The organism is Candidatus Zinderia endosymbiont of Aphrophora alni, from assembly GCF_964019745.1.
Classification (GTDB): Bacteria; Pseudomonadota; Gammaproteobacteria; order Burkholderiales; family Burkholderiaceae.
In genome coordinates, this window is sequence record NZ_OZ026462.1 from 78859 (window position 1) to 103582 (window position 24724).

The 24724-nt window shown below is 16.9% G+C and carries 34 protein-coding genes and 1 pseudogene; 4 read left to right on the forward strand and 31 right to left on the reverse strand.

Going from position 1 to position 24724, the window contains the following annotated elements; translation table 11 throughout:
• The first annotated feature begins 32 nt into the window (after positions 1 to 32).
• Positions 33 to 2144 carry a glycine--tRNA ligase subunit beta gene (gene glyS / locus AACL00_RS00380; RefSeq protein WP_339045043.1) on the forward strand — a complete coding sequence of 704 codons (2112 nt, stop codon included), beginning with the start codon at positions 33 to 35 and terminating at the stop codon, positions 2142 to 2144.
• Here the strand turns inward: glyS and rsmA are convergent.
• A complete protein-coding gene (gene rsmA, locus AACL00_RS00385; protein ID WP_339045044.1) occupies positions 2141 to 2923 on the reverse strand; it encodes a 16S rRNA (adenine(1518)-N(6)/adenine(1519)-N(6))-dimethyltransferase RsmA in 783 nt (260 codons plus the stop codon). The genes glyS and rsmA overlap by 4 nt on opposite strands.
• A 156-nt stretch (positions 2924 to 3079) precedes the next feature.
• Between rsmA and mnmA the strand changes: the two genes are divergently transcribed.
• Both mnmA and bfr read left to right on the forward strand, forming a co-directional pair.
• Positions 3080 to 4177: a tRNA 2-thiouridine(34) synthase MnmA gene (gene mnmA, locus AACL00_RS00390; protein WP_339045045.1), complete on the forward strand. Its 1098-nt coding sequence runs from the start codon at positions 3080 to 3082 to the stop codon at positions 4175 to 4177.
• 73 nt (positions 4178 to 4250) lie between these two features.
• The gene (bfr, locus tag AACL00_RS00395) at positions 4251 to 4715 is read left to right on the forward strand and encodes a bacterioferritin (protein ID WP_339045046.1); all 465 of its coding nucleotides are present in this window, start codon (positions 4251 to 4253) and stop codon (positions 4713 to 4715) included.
• A 22-nt stretch (positions 4716 to 4737) separates the two neighbouring features.
• On the opposite strand, the gene lysS is transcribed toward bfr, so the two are convergent.
• From lysS to thiC, 7 genes and pseudogenes are all read right to left on the reverse strand, one after another.
• A complete protein-coding gene (gene lysS / locus AACL00_RS00400) occupies positions 4738 to 6270 on the reverse strand; it encodes a lysine--tRNA ligase (protein WP_339045047.1) in 1533 nt (510 codons plus the stop codon).
• Positions 6271 to 6327: 57 nt separating this feature from the next.
• Positions 6328 to 7434, reverse strand: coding sequence for a peptide chain release factor 2 (gene prfB, locus AACL00_RS00405; protein ID WP_339045048.1), 1107 nt, complete (start codon positions 7432 to 7434; stop codon positions 6328 to 6330).
• A 367-nt stretch (positions 7435 to 7801) separates the two neighbouring features.
• Complete coding sequence (locus tag AACL00_RS01670; protein ID WP_422388890.1) at positions 7802 to 8314, reverse strand: thiamine phosphate synthase; 513 nt, start codon at positions 8312 to 8314, stop codon at positions 7802 to 7804.
• Positions 8314 to 8460, reverse strand: coding sequence for a hypothetical protein (locus AACL00_RS00410; protein WP_339045050.1), 147 nt, complete (start codon positions 8458 to 8460; stop codon positions 8314 to 8316). The genes AACL00_RS01670 and AACL00_RS00410 overlap by 1 nt, the downstream gene beginning before the upstream one ends.
• Positions 8461 to 8476: 16 nt before the next feature.
• Complete coding sequence (locus tag AACL00_RS00415; protein WP_339045051.1) at positions 8477 to 9271, reverse strand: thiazole synthase; 795 nt, start codon at positions 9269 to 9271, stop codon at positions 8477 to 8479.
• 44 nt (positions 9272 to 9315) lie between these two features.
• Positions 9316 to 9516 (reverse strand): sulfur carrier protein ThiS, encoded by a 201-nt coding sequence (thiS, locus tag AACL00_RS00420; protein ID WP_339045052.1) that lies wholly within the window; start codon positions 9514 to 9516, stop codon positions 9316 to 9318.
• Between the two features lie 47 nt (positions 9517 to 9563).
• Positions 9564 to 11330 (reverse strand): annotated as a pseudogene (thiC, locus tag AACL00_RS00425) (phosphomethylpyrimidine synthase ThiC); the annotation flags it as partial.
• 183 nt (positions 11331 to 11513) lie between these two features.
• Between thiC and AACL00_RS00430 the strand changes: the two are divergent.
• Positions 11514 to 14033 (forward strand): valine--tRNA ligase, encoded by a 2520-nt coding sequence (locus AACL00_RS00430; protein ID WP_339045053.1) that lies wholly within the window; start codon positions 11514 to 11516, stop codon positions 14031 to 14033.
• A gap of 15 nt (positions 14034 to 14048) precedes the next feature.
• Here the strand turns inward: AACL00_RS00430 and rplQ are convergent, their stop codons facing one another.
• The 23 genes from rplQ to rpsS form a co-directional block, all read right to left on the reverse strand.
• A complete protein-coding gene (gene rplQ / locus AACL00_RS00435) occupies positions 14049 to 14435 on the reverse strand; it encodes a 50S ribosomal protein L17 (RefSeq protein WP_339045054.1) in 387 nt (128 codons plus the stop codon).
• A gap of 147 nt (positions 14436 to 14582) precedes the next feature.
• A complete protein-coding gene (locus tag AACL00_RS00440; RefSeq protein WP_339045055.1) occupies positions 14583 to 15275 on the reverse strand; it encodes a hypothetical protein in 693 nt (230 codons plus the stop codon).
• A gap of 30 nt (positions 15276 to 15305) precedes the next feature.
• Entirely contained in the window at positions 15306 to 15926 is a 621-nt protein-coding gene (rpsD, locus tag AACL00_RS00445; protein WP_339045056.1) for a 30S ribosomal protein S4, read from the reverse strand.
• Between the two features lie 80 nt (positions 15927 to 16006).
• Positions 16007 to 16411, reverse strand: a complete 405-nt coding sequence (gene rpsK / locus AACL00_RS00450; protein WP_339045057.1) for a 30S ribosomal protein S11 — start codon at positions 16409 to 16411, stop codon at positions 16007 to 16009.
• A 21-nt stretch (positions 16412 to 16432) separates the two neighbouring features.
• The gene (gene rpsM / locus AACL00_RS00455; protein WP_339045058.1) at positions 16433 to 16798 is read right to left on the reverse strand and encodes a 30S ribosomal protein S13; all 366 of its coding nucleotides are present in this window, start codon (positions 16796 to 16798) and stop codon (positions 16433 to 16435) included.
• Positions 16799 to 16837: 39 nt separating this feature from the next.
• A complete protein-coding gene (rpmJ, locus tag AACL00_RS00460; protein WP_339045059.1) occupies positions 16838 to 16951 on the reverse strand; it encodes a 50S ribosomal protein L36 in 114 nt (37 codons plus the stop codon).
• 69 nt (positions 16952 to 17020) lie between these two features.
• The gene (gene secY / locus AACL00_RS00465) at positions 17021 to 18355 is read right to left on the reverse strand and encodes a preprotein translocase subunit SecY (RefSeq protein ID WP_339045060.1); all 1335 of its coding nucleotides are present in this window, start codon (positions 18353 to 18355) and stop codon (positions 17021 to 17023) included.
• Complete coding sequence (gene rplO / locus AACL00_RS00470; protein ID WP_339045061.1) at positions 18333 to 18764, reverse strand: 50S ribosomal protein L15; 432 nt, start codon at positions 18762 to 18764, stop codon at positions 18333 to 18335. The genes secY and rplO overlap by 23 nt, the downstream gene beginning before the upstream one ends.
• Positions 18765 to 18803: 39 nt before the next feature.
• A complete protein-coding gene (gene rpmD / locus AACL00_RS00475; RefSeq protein WP_339045062.1) occupies positions 18804 to 18977 on the reverse strand; it encodes a 50S ribosomal protein L30 in 174 nt (57 codons plus the stop codon).
• Between the two features lie 23 nt (positions 18978 to 19000).
• Positions 19001 to 19489, reverse strand: a complete 489-nt coding sequence (gene rpsE, locus AACL00_RS00480) for a 30S ribosomal protein S5 (RefSeq protein WP_339045063.1) — start codon at positions 19487 to 19489, stop codon at positions 19001 to 19003.
• Positions 19490 to 19524: 35 nt separating this feature from the next.
• On the reverse strand, positions 19525 to 19899 hold the full coding sequence (locus tag AACL00_RS00485; protein ID WP_339045064.1) for a 50S ribosomal protein L18: 375 nt from the start codon (positions 19897 to 19899) through the stop codon (positions 19525 to 19527).
• 28 nt (positions 19900 to 19927) lie between these two features.
• Entirely contained in the window at positions 19928 to 20461 is a 534-nt protein-coding gene (rplF, locus tag AACL00_RS00490) for a 50S ribosomal protein L6 (protein WP_339045065.1), read from the reverse strand.
• A 13-nt stretch (positions 20462 to 20474) separates the two neighbouring features.
• Positions 20475 to 20870, reverse strand: coding sequence for a 30S ribosomal protein S8 (gene rpsH, locus AACL00_RS00495; RefSeq protein ID WP_339045066.1), 396 nt, complete (start codon positions 20868 to 20870; stop codon positions 20475 to 20477).
• A 56-nt stretch (positions 20871 to 20926) separates the two neighbouring features.
• A complete protein-coding gene (gene rpsN, locus AACL00_RS00500) occupies positions 20927 to 21232 on the reverse strand; it encodes a 30S ribosomal protein S14 (protein WP_339045067.1) in 306 nt (101 codons plus the stop codon).
• Positions 21233 to 21237: 5 nt separating this feature from the next.
• Positions 21238 to 21780 (reverse strand): 50S ribosomal protein L5, encoded by a 543-nt coding sequence (gene rplE, locus AACL00_RS00505; RefSeq protein ID WP_339045068.1) that lies wholly within the window; start codon positions 21778 to 21780, stop codon positions 21238 to 21240.
• Positions 21781 to 21811: 31 nt separating this feature from the next.
• Positions 21812 to 22054, reverse strand: a complete 243-nt coding sequence (gene rplX, locus AACL00_RS00510; protein ID WP_339045070.1) for a 50S ribosomal protein L24 — start codon at positions 22052 to 22054, stop codon at positions 21812 to 21814.
• A 4-nt stretch (positions 22055 to 22058) separates the two neighbouring features.
• On the reverse strand, positions 22059 to 22427 hold the full coding sequence (rplN, locus tag AACL00_RS00515; protein ID WP_339045071.1) for a 50S ribosomal protein L14: 369 nt from the start codon (positions 22425 to 22427) through the stop codon (positions 22059 to 22061).
• Positions 22428 to 22458: 31 nt separating this feature from the next.
• Positions 22459 to 22707 (reverse strand): 30S ribosomal protein S17, encoded by a 249-nt coding sequence (gene rpsQ / locus AACL00_RS00520; RefSeq protein WP_339045072.1) that lies wholly within the window; start codon positions 22705 to 22707, stop codon positions 22459 to 22461.
• Complete coding sequence (gene rpmC / locus AACL00_RS00525; RefSeq protein ID WP_339045073.1) at positions 22694 to 22906, reverse strand: 50S ribosomal protein L29; 213 nt, start codon at positions 22904 to 22906, stop codon at positions 22694 to 22696. The genes rpsQ and rpmC overlap by 14 nt, the downstream gene beginning before the upstream one ends.
• Before the next feature lie 36 nt (positions 22907 to 22942).
• Entirely contained in the window at positions 22943 to 23362 is a 420-nt protein-coding gene (gene rplP, locus AACL00_RS00530; protein WP_339045074.1) for a 50S ribosomal protein L16, read from the reverse strand.
• A 92-nt stretch (positions 23363 to 23454) separates the two neighbouring features.
• Positions 23455 to 24093, reverse strand: a complete 639-nt coding sequence (rpsC, locus tag AACL00_RS00535; RefSeq protein WP_339045075.1) for a 30S ribosomal protein S3 — start codon at positions 24091 to 24093, stop codon at positions 23455 to 23457.
• Complete coding sequence (gene rplV, locus AACL00_RS00540; protein ID WP_339045128.1) at positions 24077 to 24436, reverse strand: 50S ribosomal protein L22; 360 nt, start codon at positions 24434 to 24436, stop codon at positions 24077 to 24079. Before rplV ends, rpsC begins: the two co-directional genes overlap by 17 nt.
• Before the next feature lie 9 nt (positions 24437 to 24445).
• On the reverse strand, positions 24446 to 24721 hold the full coding sequence (rpsS, locus tag AACL00_RS00545; protein ID WP_339045077.1) for a 30S ribosomal protein S19: 276 nt from the start codon (positions 24719 to 24721) through the stop codon (positions 24446 to 24448).
• Positions 24722 to 24724: the final 3 nt, after the last annotated feature.

Genomic DNA, 24724 nt, shown 5'->3' on the forward strand with positions numbered 1-24724 from the left:
AATTTATATATAATATATTTTAATAATTTAAAATGATAAAAAAAAATCTTTTGATAGAATTAATGACAGAAGAACTACCTCATAAAATTTTATTAAATATAGAAAATACATTTACAAAAAATATTATTTATAAATTACAATTAGAAAATTTTATAAAAAAAAATTCATATATAGAAACATATTCAACAATACGACGAATAGGTATATATATAAAAAATGTAAAAAAAAAATCTAAAAGTTTAATTTTTAAAAAAAAAATATTATCTAAAAATATAGCCTTTGATAAAAATAATCGTCCAACTTTTTTTTTAATAAAAAAAATTTCAATAATTTCTAAAATTAATAATTTTTATAAAATTTCTATTAATAAAATAAAAAAAAAAAATAAAAATAATAAAAAGGAATTATTTTTTTATTATAAAAAAAAAAATATATATTTAAAATATTTTTTAAAAAATGTATTAGAAAATTCTATAAAAAAATTATCTATTTATAGATTTATGAAATATAATAAAAAAATAAATAAAAATTTCATAAAAATTATTGAATTTATTAGACCAATAAAAAATTTATTAATTATTTTTGGTAAAAAAATAATTTCATTAAATATTCTTCATATTAATTCAAATTCTATAACTTATGGTAATAGATTTATTAAAAATAATATTTTAAATATTAATAATGCAAATAATTATTCTAAAATATTAATAAAAGAAGGTAAAGTAATACCAAACTTTTCTCAAAGATTATTAACAATAAAAAATCTTTTATTTAAAAAAGCTAAAAATTATAAATTATCTATAAACAAAAAATTATTAAAAGAAATTACAGCTCTTATTGAATGGCCAACAGTATATAAATGTGCGTTTAATAAAGTTTTTTTAAAACTTCCAAAAAAATGTATAAAAATAATAATTCAAAATTTTCAAAAACATTTTATTTTAAAAAATAAATATAATAAAATATGTAAATATTTTCTTATAGTTTGTAACTCTAACACTAAAAATTTTAAAAATATTATTCAAGAATATGAAAAATCAATTTTTTATATATTATCAGAAATAAAAATCTTTTTTAAAAAAGATAAAAAAACTACATTATATAAAAAAAAAAAATTATTAAAAAATATTATTTATCATAATAAATTAGGAAATCAATTACAAAGAATAAAAAGAATAAAAAAAATATCAATAGATATTTCCAATATTATTAAATGTAATAAATATTTGCTAAAAAGAAGTTTATCTCTATTTAAAATTGATCTTACTACTAAAATAGTAAAAAAATTTCCAATTTTACAGGGAATTATAGGAAAATATTATGCAATATATGATGGAGAAAATAAAAAAGTTGCTAAATCTATATTAGAACATTATTTACCTAAATTTTTTAATGATAAATTACCATTTTTAAAAATTTCAATAATAATTTCTATAGCAGACAAATTAGAAATTATAATTGGTATTTGGAATATAGGTTTTAAACCTAAAAATAATAAAGATCCTTTTAAAATTAAAAGAAATATAATTGGATTATTACAAATATTAATAGAAAAAAAATTATTATTATCTATACCAATGTTAATAAAACAAACTATTAATAGTTTTAAAAAAAATAATATTTTTAAGAATCAATATATGAATATATATAATTTTATTTATAAAAAATTAAATAAATTATTATTAAAATATAATTTTAAAAAAAATGAAATAAAATCTATAATTTCTAAAAAACCAAAAATTATTGGAGATATAATTTATAAATTAAAAACATTAAAAATAATTAATTTTTCAATAAAATATAATAATTTATTTATTTCTAATAAAAGAATTATAAATATTTTAAAAAAATTTAATAAAAATATTTATATAAATAAAAAATATTTAAAAAAAAAATATGAAATATATATTTATAATAAAATTATAAAAACACAAAAATTAATTAATATTAATATTAAAAAAAAAAAATATATTAATATATTTAATAAATTATTAATTTTTAATAAATATATAGAAAAATTTTTTAAAAAAATAAAAATAAATTCAAAAAATATAAATTATAAAAATAATAGAAAAGCAATATTAAAAAATATATATAATATGTTAAATAAAATTATAAATTTAAATTTTTTAAAAAAAAATTAATTTTTTTTTTTTTTTAAAAAATTTGATAATAAAATATATTGTTTTATTGTTAACATTTCTGGTCTTAATTTAGGATTAATTTTTAAAAAAATAAAATCTTCTTTAGAAAAAAAATTACTAACACAATTAAAAATAAATTTTCTACGATTTGAAAAGGCTTTAATTAAAATTTTATTTAAAAAAAATATATTATATTTAATAAGTATTTTTTTTGAAATTATACGAACCATAGCTGATTTTACTTTAGGCTTAGGTTTAAAAGATTCAGGATTAATTAAAAATAATAATTTTATTTTAAAATGAATCTGTAACATAATAGATAAACGACCAAATTTTTTATTTCCTGGTTTAGCTATCATACGATCCACAAATTCTTTTTGTAAAATAAAATGTTGATCTATTAATAAATTGGAAAATTGTATAAGATAAAATAAAAGTAAACTAGAAATATTATATGGTAAACTTCCTATTAATCTAATTTTTTTTTTAAATCTATTAAAAAAATTTAAAAAATTAAAATTTAAAACATCTAAAAAATAAATTTTTATTTTTTTTAAAAAAAATTTTTTTTTTAAAAAATTAACTAAATTTTTGTCTATTTCTATAACATAAATTTTTTTTAAAAATTTTAATAAATATTTAGTAATATTACCATATCCAGGACCAATTTCAATAACTAAATCATCATTTTTAAAATCTAAAAATGAAATTATTTTTTTTATAATATTTTTATCTATTAAAAAATTTTGAGAAAAATTTTTTTTTTTATTTTTTTTCATATTTTTTATATATAAAATTATATTTTTACTTAAAATATTAAAATATTATTTTTATATTATTTATATAAAAAATATATAAATATTTTATATTTATAATAATTTATATTATTATATATAATTAATAAAAAAAAAATTAAATATAATTTTTATTTAAAAATGAAAAAAAAAAAAATAATATTAGGAATGTCTGGAGGTATAGATTCTTCAGTATCAGCTTGGATTTTAAAAGAACAAGGATATGAAGTAATAGGTTTATTTATGAATAATTGGAATGATAATAAAAAAAAAAATAATTTTTGTAATAATAAAAAAGATTTAATTGATGCTATAAGCATAGCAGATATTATAGGAATAAATATTAAAATAGTAAATTTTTCAAAAGAATATAAAAAATATATTTTTTCAAATTTTATAAAAGAATATAAAAAAGGTAATACACCTAATCCAGATATAACTTGTAATTCTATAATTAAATTTAATTTTTTTTTAAATTATGCAAATTCTATCTTAAAAACTAATTTAATTGCCACAGGACATTATGCTAGAATAAAAAAAACTTTAAAAGGTAAATATAAATTATTAAAAGCTAAAGATTTAAATAAAGATCAAAGTTATTTTTTATATAGATTAAATCAAAAACAATTATCAAAAAGTATCTTTCCTATAGGAAATTTCTATAAAACAAAAATTAAAGAAATTGCTAAAAAACTTAAATTTCCTAATGTAAACAAAAAAAATTCTACTGGGATTTGTTTTATAGGTAAAAGACCATTTAGAAAATTTCTAAATAATTATATAAATTATAATCCTGGGCCAATAAAAACTACAAGTGGAATAACAATTTCAAAACATATAGGATTAAGTTTTTATACTATAGGTCAAAGAAAAGGTATAGGTATTGGTGGTATAAAAAAAAATATATATATAAAAAAAAAAAATACTCCTTGGTATGTTGCTAAAAAAAATATAAAAAAAAATATTTTATATGTTGTACAAGGTCATAATCATCCATGGTTATTATCATATAAAATTATAATATATAAAACTCATTGGATATCAGGTAAAGCACCTAAAAACTTTTCAATATTAAAAGCAAAAATTAGATATAGACAAAAAGATTCAAAATGTATTATATATTATTATAACAAACTATATATTTTATATTTTATAGAACCTCAATGGGGTGCAGCTAAAGGACAATCAATAGTATTATATAATAAAAATATATGTTTAGGAGGAGGGATTATTAAATAATAATATACAAATTAATTATATATATAACAATATTTTTTATTTATTAAAATATATTTTAAAAAGGAAAATTATTATGAATAATTTAAAAATTATTAATTTATTAAATGATCAATTAATTAATGAATTAATAGCAAGTAATCAATATTTTTTAAATTCTATAATTTATAAACATTTAGGTTATAAAAAAATTGCATTAAAAGAAAAAAATGAATCAAAAGAAGAATTAAAACATGCAAAAAAAATTTTAAATAGAATATTAACTCTTGAAGGTAAACCCAATATTGAAATTTTAAATAAATTTATATTTAGTAATAATATAGAAGAAATTTTAAAAAATAATTTATATTTTGAAAAAAAAATTCAAAAAAATCTTAAAAAAAATATACTTATATGTGAAAAAAAATATGATTATATCACAAGAATACTTTTAGAAGAAATTTTATATGATTCTATTAAACATATAAAATGGATAAAATTTGAATTAAATATTATTAATATAATTGGAATTAAAGATTACTTAAAAATACAAATTAATTAATTTTTAAAATTATAAAGATAAATTAAATATTTCGTAAATAAGGAAATAAAATTACATCTTTTATACTAAAAGAATTTGTTAAAATCATAACTAAACGATCAATACCAATACCACATCCAGCTGTAGGTGGCATACCATATTCTAAAGCATTAATATAATCTTTATCATAATATTTATTATTTTTAAATGTTTTTTTTTTAATATTTTTAATATTAATATTTTTATGTTTTATAATTTGTTTTAAAAATCTTTTAGATTGTTCTTTAGAATCATTTAATTCAGAAAAACCATTAGCTATTTCACAACCATAAATAAATAATTCAAAACGTTCAGTTATATTTTTATTAATATTTGATAAACGTGCTAAAGGAGAAACAGAAACTGGATAATCTATAATATAAGTAGGATTAATTATTTTAGATTTTGTTGTTATATCAAATAAAATTAATTGCATTTGATATAAATCCATATCTAAATTTTTAATAATTTTTTTATTTAATTTTAAACTAATTTTTTTTAATTCTAAATATAAAAAAGAAATATTATTTAATTGAAATATAGTATAATTTGTATAATTTAATATAGCATCAATAATAGTAAATCTTTTAAAAGGTTTAGAAAAATCTATTTTTTTTTCACGATATTTTATTATATTTTTTTTATATAAAAAAAAAGTTAATTTTTTAAAAATTTTTTCAATAAAAATCATTAACCATTTATAATCAACATAAGTTGAATAAAATTCTAACATAGTAAATTCAGGATTATGAAAAATAGATAAACCTTCATTACGAAAATTTCTATTAATTTCAAAAATTCTATTAAAACCACCAACAATTAATTTTTTTAAAAATAATTCTGGAGAAACTCTTAAAAACATTTTCATATTTAAAGAATTATGATATGTAATAAATGGTTTAGCTGAAGCTCCTCCAGGAATTTTATGAAACATTGGTGTTTCAACTTCTAAAAAATCATTTTTTTCTAAAAATTTTCTAATAAAAGAAATAATAGAAGATCTAATTTTAAAAACTAATCTTACTTTAGGATTTATAATTAAATCTAAATATCGTTTACGATATTTAATTTCTTTATTTGATAAACCATAAAATTTACTTGAAATTTGATGAATAGATTTATTAATAAATAAAATTTTATTAACTTTTATAGTTAATTCATTTGTATTAGTTTTAAATAAAATTCCACATACTCCAATAATATCTCCTAAATCATAATTTTTAAAATTATTAAATCCAATTTTACCTAATATATTATAATTAATATATATTTGAATTTTTCCATTTAAAAAAGATCCTGAAAAATCACTAATTAAAGCAAAAATTGCTTTTCCAAAAATTCGTTTAGTAAATATTCTACCGGCTATAGAAACATTAATTTTTTTTTTTTCTAAAATTAATTTATCAAAATTATTATATTTTTTACATAAAAAATATGTTTTATTTTTAGGAATAAAATTATTAGGAAAATTAAAACCTTGAGAAATCATTAAATCTAATTTTTTTTTTCTATTATTAATTTCTGAAAAAATATTCATTTTTTTATAAATTAAATAAATTTTTAAAATTATATTAAAAATAAATATAAATATATTTTATACTTTTAATTTTAAAAATTCATAAATAAAATTATCTATTTTACCATCTAAAGTACCTTTTATATCATTAGTTTGATAATTAGTTCTTAAATCTTTAATAAATGATTTATCTAAAATATAAGATCTAATTTGTTGCCCCCAACTTATATTAGATTTCAAATTTTCAATTTTTTTACGTTTAATTAATTGTTTATTTTTTTCAAAATTATATAATTTATTTTTTAACATATTCCATGCAGTAACTTTATTACGATATTGACTTCGACTATTTTGACATTTAACTACTATTCCAGTAGGAATATGAGTTAAACGAACAGCAGAATCAGTTTTATTAACATGTTGTCCACCAGCACCTGAAGATTTATAAGTATCAATTTTTACACTAGAAATATCAATTGTAATTTTTATTAAATTTTCATAATCAGGATATACAAATAAACTAGCAAAAGAAGTATGTCTATTTTTTGAAAAATTAAATGGAGATTTTCTTACTAAACGATGAATACCTGTTTCAGTTTTTAAAAAACCAAATGCATATTTACCTTTTACTTTAATTGTTGCTAATCTTATACCATTTTTTTCACCATAAGATTTATGCATAATTTCAGTTTTAAATTTTTTTCTCTCACAATATTTTAAATATTGACGTAATAATATAAAAGACCAATCTTCTGCATCTATACCTCCAGCACCAGCTTTTATATCTATAAAACAATTTTTTTTATCAATAGAATTATTAAAAATTTTTTTAAATTCTATTAATATAATTTTTTTTTTTATTTTTTTTATTTCTAATAAAATAAAATCTAATAAAGAAAAATTTTTTTCTAAAAAAGTAAGTAAAATTAATTCTTTTATATTTTTTATTTCTAAATTAATTAATTTAATTTTATTTAAAATTTTTTCAATTTTTTTTTTTTTATTTAAAAAAAAAATTTTTTTTTTATATTGATTATAAATTAAAGGTTTTAATAATTCATTATTAATTTTTTTAATTTTTTTTTTTTTTTTTTTAATATTTAAAATATTACATAATTTTACAAAAAGTAATAATATCTTTTTAAAAGATATTTTTAATATTTCTTTTTTTTTTAAAAATATCATAAAAATAAAAATTGTATAAATTTTATTTAAATAAATTTTTTTAATATATATTAATATTTTTTAAAAATATATTTTATAAATATTTATATATTTAATAAATATATATTTAATATATTAATTAATAATTAATATTTTTTTATAAATATAATTATAAAAATTAATATTTTTATTATAAATAAATATTTATTAAATTTTTAATAAATAAAATTATTTAATATTATTTAATATTATTTAATATTATTTAATATTATTTAATATTATTTAATATTATTTAATATTATTTAATATTATTTAATATTATTTAATATTATTTAATATTATTTAATATTATTTAATATTATTTAATATTATTTAATATTATTTAATATTATTTAATATTATTTAATATTAATAAATCAAAAATTATATTCTTTGAATAATAAAGACTACTAATTATAGCTATCATATCTACTCCAAATTTAAATAAAGGTAAAAAATTTTTTTTATTTATACCACCAATTGCTACAATTGGAACAAATATTTTTTTTTTTATTAAAGATATTAACTTTAAATTTGTTTTAAATAAATATTTTTTAATGTTTGAAAAATAAAACCCTCCTAAAGAAATATAATTTGCACCATTAAGAAAATTTTTCTTAGCAAAATATAATGAATTATAACAAGAAGAACCAATAATTTTTTTATTTCCTAAAATATATCTAGCTTCAAAAATAGAAAAATCTTTATAACCTAAATGAACACCATCAGCATTAATCTGAATACATAAATCAATATCATTATTAATTATTAAAGGAATATTATTATTATGACATAATTTTAATAAAAATATTGCTTGTTTTTTTTGAATATCTTTTTTAGAAATTTTATTTCTATATTGAATTAATGAACATTATTTCTATATTGAATTAATGAACAACCACCTTTAATTATTTTTTTAGTTATTAAAATTAATTTTTTTGTATCATTCCAATCAGGAGTAATAATATATAAACCTTTATATATATATTTATTTTTTAAATTGTTCATAACAATAAAAATAAATTTAAAAAAAATTAAATTTTGGAGAAGAAGAAAAAGCTATATTTTTTTTATTCATTCTACCAGCTAAAAAAGATTGACGTCCTGATTGCACAGCTTTTTTCATAGCATTTGCCATAATTATAGGATTTTTAGCTTTAGCAATAGCTGTATTCATTAATACTCCATCACATCCAATTTCCATAGCTATTACTGCATCTGAAGCAGTACCAATACCTGCATCTACTATAATTGGTATATTTGACTCTTTAACTATTAATGATAAATTAAATTTATTTAAAATCCCCATACCTGAACCTATCATAGATGCTAAAGGCATTATTGCTATAACACCCATTTTTTCTAAAATTTTTGCTTGTATAGAATCATCAGTACAATAAACCATTACTTTAAAATTATCTTTTATTAAAATTTCAACAGCTTTAAAAGTTTCTTGCATATTTGGTAATAATGTTTTTTTATCTCCTAAAATTTCTAATTTTATTAAATTATTACCTTCTAATAATTCACGTGATAATTTTGAAACATAAACAGCTTCTTCTGCATTATAACAATTAGCTGTATTAGGTAAAATAGTACAAGATTCTTTATATAACATTTTTAATAAATTTGAAGAAGCTCTTTTTTCAAATAAATTTAATCTTTTAATAGAAATAGTAATTATATTTGCTTTACTAATTTTAATAACATCACGTAATTCAAAAAAACTTCTATATTTACCAGTACCTATTAAAAGCCTAGATTTATATTTTTTATTACATAAAATAAAAGAATTATTTTTAAAATTTTTTTTTAACATTTAAATGTGTAAATTATAAATTTTAAATAAATATTTTTTAAAAACTATCCACCACCTACAGCTGTAATAATATCTACACAATCACCTTCATTTAATAAATACCTAGACCAATTACAAATTTGTATAATAATTTTATTAACAGAAACAGCAATAAGATATTTATTTAAATTAAGTTTAATTATTAATTCATTTAAAAAAAAAATATTTTTTAAAAAAAAAAATTTACCATTTAATTTAATTTTCATAAATTAATATAATATATTTACATTTTTATAATAAATTTAAATTAATTTTTTAACATATAATTATTAATATATATATGTATTTTCATTGGACAAAAATTAGGACCACACATAGAACAAAATTTAAAATTTTTATTTTTTTTTCGTAATATAATTTCATTATAAAATTTATATGCTTTTTCAGGATCAAAACTTAAACTAAATTGATCATCCCATCTAAATTCAAATCTAGCTTTTGATAAAGCATTATCTCTAATTTGTGATAATAAATGACCTTTTGAAATATCTACAGAATGAGCAACAATTTTATAAGTAATAATACCATTTTTAATATCTAATTTATTTGGTAACCCTAAATGTTCTTTAGGAGTAACATAACATAACATAGCTGTTCCATAATTAGCAATTTGTGCTGCACCAATACCAGAAGAAATATGATCATAACCTAATGCAACATCTGTAACTAATGGTCCTAAAGTATAAAATGGTGCATTTTTACAAAATTTATTTTTAAAATCAATATTTTCTTTAATTAAATTCATAGGTACATGTCCAGGTCCTTCTATCATTACTTGTATATCATGTAATTTAGCAATTTTTGCTAATTTTCCTAAATTTTTTAATTCTGAAAATTGTGCATAATCATTAGAATCATAAATAGATCCAGGTCTAAAACCATCACCTAAACTAAAACTTACATTATAAGATTTCATAATTAAACAAATTTCTTCAAAATGTTTATAAATAAAAGATTCTTTTTTATGATATAAACACCATTTAGAAATTATAGCACCACCTCTAGAAACTATACCAGTCATTCTATTTTTTGTTAAAAAAATATTTTTTAAACGAATTCCTGCATGAATAGTAAAATAATCAACACCTTGTTCCGCTTGTTCTATTAAAGTTTCTCGAAAAATTTTCCATGTAATATTTTTAATATTACCTTTCACTTTTTCTAAAGCTTCATATATAGGAACAGTACCAATAGGTACAGGAGAATTACGAATTATTAATTCCCTAATTATATAAATATTTTTACCAGTAGATAAATCCATAACAGTATCAGCTCCCCATTTAATTGACCATAACATTTTTTCTATTTCATTTTCTATAGAAGAAATTATAGAAGAATTACCAATATTAGAATTTATTTTAACTAAAAAATTCTGTCCTATTATCATAGGTTCTAATTCAGGATGATTTATATTAGCTGGGATAATAGCCTTACCATTTGCTACTTCAGATCTAATAAATTCTGGAGTAATTTTTTTTAAAAAAAAAAAATTATGATTTTTTTTTTTAATTATATTTTTATAATTTTTAAAAAATTTTAAATATTTTTTACGATATAAATTTTCTCTTATAGAAATAAATTCCATTTCATGTGTAATAATACCCTTACGAGCATAATACATTTGTGATACATTTTTACCACAAATAGCTTTTAAAGAATTTTTATAAAAATTAAAATTAAAATTATATTTTTTTTTAAAAAAAAAAAAATTTTTAATTAAATTAAAATTTAAATTATTTAATATATTAACATCATTACGTTCTATTATCCAATTAGTACAAACATCTGATAATCCTAAATTAATATTTATTTTAATATTTTTATCTGTATATACTCCAGAAGTATCATATATATATATTGAAGGATTTTTTTTAATTTTATAAATAAAATTATTTTTAGATTGAATAATTTTTCTAATAGGAACTTTAATATCTTTTCTAGAACCTAGAATATATTTTTTTTTAGAATTAATAAAAGATTTAATTCTTAATTTATTAAAATCTAAATTTTTAAAATATATTTCTTTATATTTTTTAATCACTTTAAACATTTTTTTTTAAAATAAAAAATTTTATTTATTTTAAAAAAAAAATTATTTATAATATCATTGATAATGATATTTTTTTTAAAAAAAAAAAAAAATATTAATTTTCAATATATTTTTTAAAAAAACAAAAATAATTAAAAATTATTAAAATTTAAAATGAAAAAAATATTTTTTTTAAAAAAAAAAAAAACAAAAAAAATTTTTTGCATACAACTTCCTCCCCCAAATATTACTGGAATATTACATTTAGGACATGCTTTTAATCAAATAATTTCAGATATATTAATGAGATATCATTTTATGATGGGATATAAAATAAATGGAATTTTTGGTACAGATCACGCGGGTATAGCAACACAATTAATAATTGAAAAACAATTAAAAAAAATAAATTCTTCAAAAGAAGAAATAGGAAAAATTGAATTTAAAAAAAAAATTTTTAATTGGAAAAAAAAATCAGAAAATAAAATTAAAAAACAAATTAAAAAAATAGGAATATCTATAGATTTTAAAAAAAAATATTTTACAATGAACAAAAAATTTTCTTCTATAGTAAAAAAAACATTTGTAAAATTATTTAATGATAATTTAATTTATAAAAAAAAAAAAATAGTAAATTGGGATCCAACAATAAAAACAGTAATTTCTGATTTAGAAATAAAATGGAAAAAAAAAATAGGTAAAATTTGGAATATTAAATATAATATTTTAAATTCTAATAAATATATTGTTGTTTCAACAACTAGACCTGAAACTATTTTTGGTGATGTAGCTATAGCTATTAATCCTAAAGATGATAGATATCATAAACTTAAAAATAAAATGTTTAAAGTACCTATAATAAATAAAATTATACCAATAATAGCAGATGAAAAAATTAAAAAAGAATTTGGAACAGGATTAGTAAAAATAACACCTGCTCATAATTTTATAGATTATGAAATAAGTAAAAAACATAATTTAGAAAAAATAAATATATTTACAACTGATGTTAAAATTAATAAAAAAGCCCCATATAAATACCAAGGTATGGATAGATTTCAAGCAAGAGTAGAAATTTTAAAAGAACTTAAAAAAAATAAATTAATAGAAAGTTATAAACTACATAAAATAAATATTCCATACGCAGAAAGAACAAATGCAATTATAGAACCTATGTTAATGAATCAATGGTTTATTGCAGTAAATAAACCCTCAAAAAACAATAAATATTTTTATAAAAAATCATTAGCAGAAATAACAAAAGAAAAAATTAATAATAAAGAAATTATAATAATTCCTTCTTATTGGAAAAAAACTTTCAATAAATGGATAAATAATATTCAAGATTGGTGTATTTCTCGTCAATTATGGTGGGGGCATAAAATACCTGCATGGTATGATGAAAAAAAAAATATATATGTAACAAATACAAAAACTGAAGCTATAAAAAAAGCAAAAAATAAAAAAATTATTCAAGAAAAAGATGTTTTAGATACTTGGTTTTCTTCCGCATTAATACCTTTTGCCACTATAAAATTATCAAAAAAAAAAAAATATAATCCATATTTACCATCTTCTATTTTAATTACAGGATTTGATATAATATTTTTTTGGGTTATAAGAATGATAATGATGACTGCTTACTTCACAGGTAAAATACCTTTTAAAAAAATATATATACATGGTATTATAAAAGATAAAAAAGGTAAAAAAATGTCAAAATTTAAAGGTAATACTATTAATCCAATAGATATAATAAATAAAATTAATTCAAAAAAATTAATTAAAAAAAAAAAAAAAAAAATAATAATTTTTAAAAAAAAAAAAAAAATCCCTAAATTTGGAACAGATGTTTTACGTTTTACGCTTTTATCTTTAGCAACACCAAATAGAAATATAAATTTTGATTTTAATAAATGTATAGGATATAAAAAATTTTGTAATAAAATTTGGAATGCAACAAATTTTGTAATAACAAATATAAAAAAAGAAAATTTTTTATTAAAAAAAATTTCTAAAACAAAAAAAAAATTATTAGAAACAGATTTATGGATTATATCATTAATACAAAAAATTAAAAAAAATATTAATTTTGAATTTAATAATTGTAGATTTGATTATATTGCATTAATAATATATAAATTTATATGGAATGAATATTGTAATTGGTATTTAGAATTTGCAAAAATACAAATTAATTTTGGCGATATTAAACAAAAAAATAATACCAAATATATATTATTAATAATTTTAATTGAAATAATAAAAATATTACATCCAATAATGCCATTTCTTACAAAGAAATTATGGGATAATTTACAAAATATTTTTAATAAAAATATTTTATATAAAAAATCAATAATAAATGAAAATTATCCATTACCTAATTTAAATAAAATTAACAATACATCAAAATTAAATATTAATAAACTTAAAAAAATAATTGAAGCATGTAGGATATTAAAAAAAAAAAATAATATTAGTAATAATACTATTATTAATTTACAAATTAAAATTTGTAATAAAAATAAAAAAAATATAAAAAAATTTTTTATAAAATATACTAAATATATACAAAAAATTATTTATATAAAAAAAATAAAATTTATAAAAAATTATAATAATATAAAAAACATTTATTCATATTTAAAAATAGATAATATAAAATTATTAATTTTTAAAAAAAATTTCTAAAATATTTTTAAAAAATTATTTTTTTATTAATTTTTTTTTATTTTTAATATTATTAATTAATTCTACAAAAGCTAAAGATGCATTATCACCAAAACGATAACCAAATTTTAAAATTCTTAAATAACCTCCTTTTATATTTTTATAATATATTGATAATTCATTAAAAATTTTTTTTACGATATTTTTATTTCTTAAACGATTAAATATCAATCTTCTATTAGATAAAGTATCTTTTTTACTTAAAGTTAAAAGTGGTTCAATAAATTTACGTAATTCTTTAGCTTTTGATAAAGTAGTTTTAATAAATTGATTTTTTATTAATGATATAGACATATTTCTTAACATAGCTAAACGATGTGAAGATGTACGATTTAATTTACGAAAATTATGTAAATGACGCATATTATATAGTTTCCTAATAAAATATATTTTTTTTAAAATATAACATTATATATATTATTTTTTATTAAAATATTTTTTATCTAAATTTTTTTACATTAATTTAATTGTAATTTATATGAATTTAAAATAAATAAAATTTATTTTTTTTTAAAAAATTTTTATAAGTTTTAAATGTTTTATAAATTTATTTATTGATTTTTTTACAGCATTTTTAGGAGATATTAATCCATTAGTTTCAACATTAAGTTCTAATTTATCAAATTTTTTTCCTTCTATATAAAAATTTTTTACCTCATAAAAAACACGACGTATAGGTGAAAAAGAAGCATCTAAAGAAAATTTTCCAATATTTACAGAATTAATATTAGTATTAACTTTTTTTTTTTTTCTTTTTACATAACCCTCACCTTTTTCAACTACTATTTCTAATTTTAAAGATGTTTCTAAAGTTAGATTTGCAATAACATGATTAGGATTAATTATTTTAACATTATATGGTAAAAAAATATCTGAAGCTAATATAATTTTTTTATCTGTTTTATTTAATAATAAAAGAACTTTTTTACAATCATATAATTTAAATATTATACCTTTTAAATTTAATAAAATATCTATAACATCTTCTTTTATTCCTTTTAAACAAGAATATTCATGTAATACATTATGAAAAAAAATTTCAGTAGGCGCATATCCACTTATAGAAGATAATAAAATACGTCTTAAAGCATTACCAAGAGTATGTCCATAACCTAATTTTAAAGGTTTTATAATAATTTTTGAAAAATTTGAATTTAAAAATTTTACTTTTGTAGAACCATATTTTAAAAAAATATCGTTCATAAATTATTTTCCTTTATAAAAAATATAAATTTAATGAGAATATAATTCTACTACTAAAGATTCATTAATATTATTCATTATTTCTGTACGTTTAGGAAACATTTTAAAAGTTCCATAAAAATTTTTTTTATTTATTAATAACCATGAAGGAAATCCATTTTTTTCAGCTAATGATAAAGATTCTATAATTCGTAATTGTTTTTTGAATTTTTCTCTTACTAAAATTTTATCTCCAATTTTTACTTGATATGAAGCAATATTTACAATATTATGATTTACAATAAATGTTTTATGTGATATTAATTGTCTTGCTTCTGATCTTGTAGTACTAAAACCCATACGATATACAACATTATCTAACCTAGATTCTAATAACATTAATAAAATTTGACCAGTATTTCCTTTCATTCGATTTGCTTTAAAAAAATATCTTCTAAATTGTCGTTCTAATATTCCATATATAAATTTAATTTTTTGTTTTTCTCTTAATTGTAAAGCATAATCTGAAATTCTTTTATTATATTTTTTATTTCCACCAGGTTTTGAATTTAATTTACATTTAGTATCTAATAATCTTTTAGAACTTTTTAAAAATAAATCCATTTCTTCTCTACGTGATAATTTACATTTAGGGCCAATATAACGTCCCATAATTTTTCCTTTTAATTAAAATTTAAATAAAAAAATAAAATTTTAATATAAATATATATTAATTTTATTTAAAATAAAAATTAAATACGTCTACGTTTAGATGGTTTACAACCATTATGAGGAATAGGAGTAACATCTTGAATTTGTGTTATTTTTATTCCTAACATATATAATGCTCTTACAGCTGAATCTCTACCTGGGCCAGGACCTTTAATACGAACTTTTAAAATTTTTATTCCATATTTAATAGCATTTTTTCCTGCTAATTCTGCGGCAACTTGTGCAGCAAATGGAGTTGATTTACGAGAACCTTTAAAACCACCACTAGCTGATGTTGCCCAAGATAATGTTTTACCTAATTTATCTGTAATTGTAACTATTGTATTATTATATGAAGCATAAATATGAGCAATACCTTCTAAAATATTTTTTTTATTTTTTTTATGAATACGAATTGATTTAGTAGTTTTAGTTTTTTTTAACATATTTTTAAATTATAAAAAAAATTATTTTTTTAAAGATTGTGCTAATCTACGAGGACCTTTTCTTGTTCTAGCATTAGTTCTAGTTCTTTGTCCTCTAACTGGTAATTTTTTACGATGACGTAATCCACGATAACAACCTAAATCAACAAGTCTTTTAATACTTAAAAAAAATTTACGACGTAAATCACCTTCTATAGTATAATTAGAAATTACTTTTCTTAATCTTTCTTTTTCAATATCATTTAAATTTTTTACTATTATATTATAATTAATGTTAGCAAATTTACAAATTTTTTTAGCTAAACTATAGCCAATACCATAAATATACGTTAAAGATATTAAAATATGTTTATTTTCTGGTATATTAACACCAACTATACGAGCCATTTAATATTTCCTTTATTTTTAAAAATATTTAAAAAAAAATTAACCTTGACGTTGTTTATGACGTGATTCTTTACAAATTACTCTAATAATTCCTTTTCTTTTTACAATTTTACAATTTCTACAAATTTTTTTAACTGAAGTACATACTTTCATATTTTAAAAATAAAAATATATTTTTTATAAAAATTTAAAAATATTAAAAAAAATAAAAATAAATTTTATTTAAATTTTAATATTTTTAAATAAAGAATTATTTTCTTTATCAATAATAAAACATTGAATTTGTTCTAAAATATCCATAGCAACTAAAACAATGATTAATAAAGATGTACCACTAAAATAAAATGAAAATTTAAAATAATAAATTAAAAATTGAGGTAATAAATATATTAAAGATATATATAAAGAACCTAAAAAAGTTAATTGTAATAAAATTTTATTAATAAAATTAAAAGTATAATTTCCAGGTCTCAATCCAATTATTAATGCATCATTTTTTTTTAAATTTTCAGCAATTTCATAACTATTAAAAATAATAGAAGAATAAAAAAAACAAAAAAATATAATTAAACATATATGTAAAATTATATATAATAATTTTCCTGGGATTAAAAAAAAAGATATCTTTTTAAAAAAAAAAAAAAAAATATTTTTTTTAAATAAAAACCAATTTATTAAAATAGATGGTAAAGAAATTATAGAAGATGAAAAAATAACTGGAATTACACCAGAAATATTAAGTTTTAAAGGTAAATATATAGATTTATTAAAATAAATTTTATTATTTATTTGTTTATTTATATAACTTATATAAATTTTTCTTTGACCTTTTTCAAAAAAAACTATTATAAATACTAATATAATAAAAATTAAAACAATTAAAAAAAAATTTTTTTTTAAAAAAATTAATGAAAAAAAATTATTAATAATTTGTGATAATCCAGTAATAATACTAACAAAAATTATTATAGAAATACCATTTCCTAAACCATATTTTGTAATTTGTTCACTAAACCACATTATTATAACTGCACTAGTTGTAAAAGTAACAATTAAAGTTATATAAAAAATAAAATCTAAATGTAATATTTTATTTTTTTTTAAAATTAATGATAATAAAACTATTAAAGATTGCAAAAATGAAAATAATATTGTAAAATATTTTGTTAATTTTAAAATTTTAGAATTTCCTAATTCACCTTCTAATTTTAAAGATTTAATATATGGTGAAATTAAAGAAAGTAATTGTATTAAAATAGAAGAAGAAATATATGGCATAATTCCTAAAGAAAACATACTAAAATTAGATAATTTAATACCAGAAAAAATATTTATTATACTAATAAAATTATTTCTATAAATATTTCTTTTTATTTTGAAAAAATTAATTCTTATTCCTGGAATAGGGATAAAATTCCCAATTCTATATATAAATAAAATTATAATTAAAAATAAAAATCGTCTTAAAGGAAAATTTTTAATTTTTTTTTTAAAAAAAAAATAAATATTTTTAATTTTTAATATAAAATCATTTTTAATAATATATCGAACCTCCAAATTTTTCTATCATTAATTTAACTTTTTTAGTAACTAAAATTCCAAATATTTTAACTTTTTTAAAAAAATTTTTAGAATAAAAAATACGAACATTTTTAATATTTTTTGTAATTATTTTATATTTTTTTAAAATATTTATATTAATATTTTCTTCTAAAATTAAATTTAATTTAAATAAACTAATTTCTGCGCATAAAGGTTTAGAAGAATTAAAACCTCTTTTAGGTAATCTTTTTTGTAATGGCATTTGACCACCCTCAAAACCTATTTTTTTTTTCCAACCAGATCGAGATTTTTGTCCTTTATGACCTTTACCGGAAGTTTTCCCTAAACCAGAGCCAATTCCTCTTCCAACTCTACGTTTATTTTTTTTAGAAAAATTAAATGTTTTAATTGTATTTAAATACATATAAATATTGTATATAAAAAATATTAATTTTTAAAATAATTATAAAATTTTAATAAGATAACTAATTTTTTTAATCATTCCTCTTATTATTTTATTATCTTTTAAACTACATATAGAATTTATTTTTTTTAACCCAAGCCCATAAATAGTAGCACGATGTTTAAAATTTATACCAATTAAACTTTTTATTAATTTTATTTTAATTTTTTTCATATTTTTAAAAAAATTTAAATAAATTAAATTATATCTTTAATAATTTTTCCTCGTTTTGCTGCAACTATTTCTAATGTATTCATACTTAATAAACCATTTATAGTTGCTCTAACAACATTAAAGGGATTATTAGAACCTTTAGATTTTGCCATAACATCAACAATCCCCATAACATTTAAGATAGCTTTTATAACTCCACCAGCAATAATACCTCGACCTTCTTTTATTGGAAACATAAAAATTAAAGAAGAACAATGTTTTCCAATAATTTCATGATATATAGTATTATTTTTTAAAGTTATTTTATACATTCTATTACGAGCTTTTTCTGTTGCTTTTTGTATAGCTAAAGGTACTTCTTTAGATTTTCCTTTTCCAATACCTATACTACCATTACCATCTCCAACAACAACTAAAGAAACAAAACTCATAATACGACGACCTTTTACCACTTTAGTAACACGATTAATAGTAATCGTTTTTTCTTTTATTTCTAAATCTATTTTTTTCATTTTAAATTTAAATTAAATTTTAAAAATATATTTTTTTAAAATTTTAAACCAGCTTTACGTGCAGACTCTGCTAATAATTTTATATGTCCATGATATTTAAAACCCGAACGATCAAAAGCAACTTTTTTTATTCCAATTTTTAAAGATTTTTTAGCAATTCTTTTACCAATTAATTTTGAAATAAAAAAATTAATTTTTTTATTAAAAAAATTTTTTTTATAATTAGCAATTATTAATTTTACTTCTGATTCTAAACTAGAAGATGAAACTAAAATTTTCATATTATAATTAATAATATTTGCATAAATATGTAAATTAGTTTTATTAACAACAAATCTAAATTTTTTTTTTTTAGCTATTTTAATTCTAGTACTAAAAGATCTACGTAAACGTATTTTTTTTTTATTCATTTTAATATATATTTTTATATTTTATTTTTTATTTTTTTTTAGATTCTTTTAAAATAATATTTTCATTAAAATAACGAATACCTTTACCTTTATAAGGATCAGGAACACGAAATAAACGTATTTCAGATGCTACTTGTCCAACTAATTGACGATCAATTCCTCTAATAATAATTTCTGTTGAAGATAAAATTTCACAAAAAATTCCTAAAGGAATATTATATTTAATAATATGAGAAAAACCAATAAATAAATTTAATCTATTATTTTTTATAAAAACTTTAAAACCTACACCTACTAAAATTAATTTTTTTTCATAACCAATAGAAACACCATTAATCATATTATTTATTAAAGCTCTAAAAGTTCCAAGTATTACTTTATTAATAATTTTTTTTTTTATAAGTTTAAAACTTATTTTTTTATTTTTAATTTTTATTAAAATTAAAGAATTTATTTTACAATTTAAAGTTCCTAATTGACCTTTAATATAAATAATATTATTTATTAATTTAATTTTTATATCTTTAGAATAAAAAATAGGAAGTTTACCAATACGAGACATATTTTTCCTTAAATTAAGCAATATAACAAATTATTTCACCACCAAGTCCATAAAATTTAGCTTTTTTACCAGTTATTATACCAATAGTAGTAGAAACAATAACTACTCCTAAACCATTTAAAATTTTAGGAATTAACTTTTTTTTTTTATAAACACGAAGTCCAGGTTTAGAAATTCTTTTTAAAATTTCAATAACAGGTTTATTATTAAAATATTTTAAATAAATTTTAATTATTTTTTTATTAATAAAATTAATAGATACAAATTTTTTTATATAACCTTCACTTTCAAAAATTTTAACAATAGCAATTTTTATTTTAGAAAAAGGTATTAAAACAATTTCTTTTTTAACATTTTGTGCATTGCGAATACGAGTTAACATATCAGATATTGGATCACTCATACTCATAATATTCTCCTTTATTTTAAAATATATTTACATATAATACATATATTATAATAAAATTACCAACTAGCTTTTATTAAACCTGGAATTTCACCACGCATAGCAATTTCACGAATTTTTATTCTACTTAAACCAAATTTTCTAAAAAAACCCCTTGAACGTCCAGTTAATACACAACGATTTCTTAATCTATTAGGAGAAGAATTTCTAGGTAAAAGTTGTAATTTTAATCTTGCTTTATATTTTTCTCTTTGAGATTTAAAAGGATCAGAAATAATTTTTTTAAAATATAAACGTTTTTTAAAATATTTTTTAACTAATTTTTTACGTTTAATCTCTCGATTAATTAATGATAATTTTGACATATTATTTATTTTAAAATAAATGGAAAATTAAAACCTAAAAGAAGAAATTTTGCTTCTTTATCATTTTTAGCATTTGTAACAATACTAATATTTAAACCACGTATTTTATCTATTTTTTCAAAACTTATTTCAGGAAAAATAATTTGTTCTTTAATACCAAAATTAAAATTACCTCTACCATCAAAAGATTTATTAGAAATACCACGAAAATCTTTAATTCTTGGTAAAACTAAATTTATTAATCTATCTAAAAAATCATACATTTTAGATTTTCTCAAAGTTACCATACATCCAATAGGATAACCTACACGAATTTTAAAAGCCGCAATAGATTTTTTAGATTTTGTTATAATAGGTTTTTGTCCAGAAATTATTTCTAAATCTTTTAAAGCATAATTAATAATTTTTTTATTTGAAACTGCTTCAGATAATCCCATATTAAGAACAATTTTAATAATTTTTGGTACTTCCATTATTGATTTATAAGAAAATTTTTTAAATAATTTTCTTACTATATTTTCTTTATATAAAATTTGTAACCTAGACATAAAAACCTCAAAATTAAATAAAATTTTTATTTTATATTTTTTTTTTTAATAATCTTAATACACTAATATTTGAAATATGAATAGGCATATTTTTTTCAAAAAAACCATTAGTAATATTATTTTCATTAATTTTTCTTTTTTTAGTTTTTTTAACAATATTAACTTTTTCAACAATAATATAATTATTTTTTAAAATTTTTATAATTATACTAAATTTACCTTTATGCTTACCAGATAAAATTTTTACTTTATCATATAATTTAATTTTTTTCATAATTTTATATTACTTCTAAAGCTAAAGAAATAATTTTCATAAAACGATTTACTCTTAATTCTCTAGTAACAGGACCAAAAATTCTAGTACCAATTAATTCAAATTTAGAATTTAATAAAACAACAGCATTTTTATCAAATTTTATTAAAGAACCATCAATTCTACGAATACCATGAACAGTACGTACTACTACTGCATTATAAATTTCCCCATTTTTTACTTTACCTTTAGAAATTGATTTTTTAACAACTACTTTTATAATATCTCCAATATTAGCATAACGACGTTTTGAACCACCTAAAACTTTTATACATAAAACATTCTTAGCTCCAGTATTATCAGCAACATATAATTTACTTTGAGTTTGAATCATTTAAAAAATAAAAATTATTAATTAAAAAAAATTATAAAATACATTTTATTAACCAATGTTTTTTTTTAGAAATCGGACGACATTCAAAGAATTTTATTTTATCACCAATATTAATAATATTTTTTTCATTATGAACAAAATATTTTTTAAATTTTACTATCATTTTACCATATAATTTATGTTTAACAATTTTTTTTACTAAAACAATAAGAGTTTTATCCATCTTATTAGAAATAACTTTTCCAAATAAAAAATTTTTATTTTTTTTAATTATTTTCATTTTTTTTTTCATTAATAATTGTTTTAATACGTGCTATATTTTTACGAATCATTTTTAATTTTGAAAAATTTTTAACTTTTTTAAAAATTATTTGAGTTTTTAAAAAAAATTTTTTTTTAATAAAATTTATTAAAATAAATTTTAAACTTTTAATATCTTTATTTTTAATTTTTAAAATAAATTTTTTTTTTTTTTTCATTTTATTTTTTATTATTTAATTTTTAATTTTTAATTTTTAATTTTTAAATTGACGTAAAACAAAAGTTGTTAAAACAGGTAATTTTGAAGAAGCTAAACGAAATGCTTTTTTAGCTAAAAATTCATCTACACCATCCATTTCATAAAGTATTTTACCTGGTTTAATTTCCATAACATAATATTCAACATTTCCTTTACCATTTCCCATTCTAACTTCTGCAGGTTTTTGTGTAATAGGTTTATCAGGAAAAATACGAACCCAAATTCGACCACCTCTTTTTATACATCTAGTCATAGCTATTCTAGCAGATTCTATTTGTTTAGAACTTATTCTACCTCTAGTTAAAGACTTTAAACCAAATTTTCCAAATACTACATAACTACCTTTAAAATGAGAAATACCAGTATTTCTACCTTTTTGTTTTTTTTTATATTTACTTTTTATAGGTTGTAACATATAAATAAATTTTATTTTTTTTTTAAAAAAAAATATATATTTATTTTAAATAATTTTTATTAATATTTTTATATTTTATAAATAATTAAAAATTAATTTTTAATTTTTATATTTGTTTTACAAACCCAAACTTTTACTCCTATAATTCCAAAAGAAGTTTTAGCTTCACTAAAACCATAATCAATATTAGCACTTAAAGTATGTAAAGGTAATCTTCCTTCACAATACCATTCTTTACGTGCTATTTCAATACCATTTAAACGACCTGATAACATAATTTTTATTCCATATACTCCTAAACGAACAGCATTTTGTATCGCACGTTTCATAGCTCTACGAAACATAACTCTTTTTTCTAATTGTTGAGAAATTATTTGTGATATCAATTGTGGTTCTAATTCAGGATTTAAAACTTCTTCAATTATAATATAAATTTGAGAATTACTTAATCTATTTATTTTTTTTTTTAATAATTCTATTCCTTCACCACCTTTACCTATTAAAATACCAGGACGCGAAGTATAAATTATAATTTTAATAATTTTTTTAGAATTACGTTCAATAAATATATTATTAATAGAAGCATTATGAAATATTTTTTTTATATAAAAACGTATTTTTAAATCTTCTATTAAAAATAAAGAAAAAAACTTTTTATCAGCAAACCAAGAAGAACGCCATTTTTTATTAAGTGCTAAACGTAAACATACCGGATTAATTTTTTGACCCATAATATTTTTTTTTTTTTTTTAAAATTAAATAAATATGACAAGATTGTTTTAAAATTTTTTCATTACGACCTTTAGCTTTAGCAATAAAACGTTTCAACGTTTTAGCTTTTTCAACATAAATTTTATATATAAAAAAATTTTCAATATTAAGTTTAAAATTATGTTTAATATTTGCAATAGATGAAAATAAAAATTTTTTTATAATTAAAAAACTTTTTTTAAAATTAAAAGATAAAATTTTAATAGCATAATTAATTAATTTACCTCTTATTAAATTAACAACAACTCGAGCTTTTTGAGCAGATAAATTAACTTTTAATAACGAAGATTTAATTTTCATAATTATAAAAATTTATTTAACATTTTTTTTTCCTAAAGAATGCCCTCGAAAAGTACGAGTAAAAGAAAATTCTCCAAATTTATGACCAACCATATTTTCAGAAATATATACAGGTATATGTTTTTTACCATTATGTATTCCAAAAGTTAAACCTATAAAATCAGGTAAAATAGTAGAACGTCTAGACCATATTTTAATAATTTTTTTATTATTCATAAGTTTTAATTTTTTAACTTTTTTAATTAATTTAATATCACAAAAAGGACCTTTTTTTAAAGAACGAGACATATT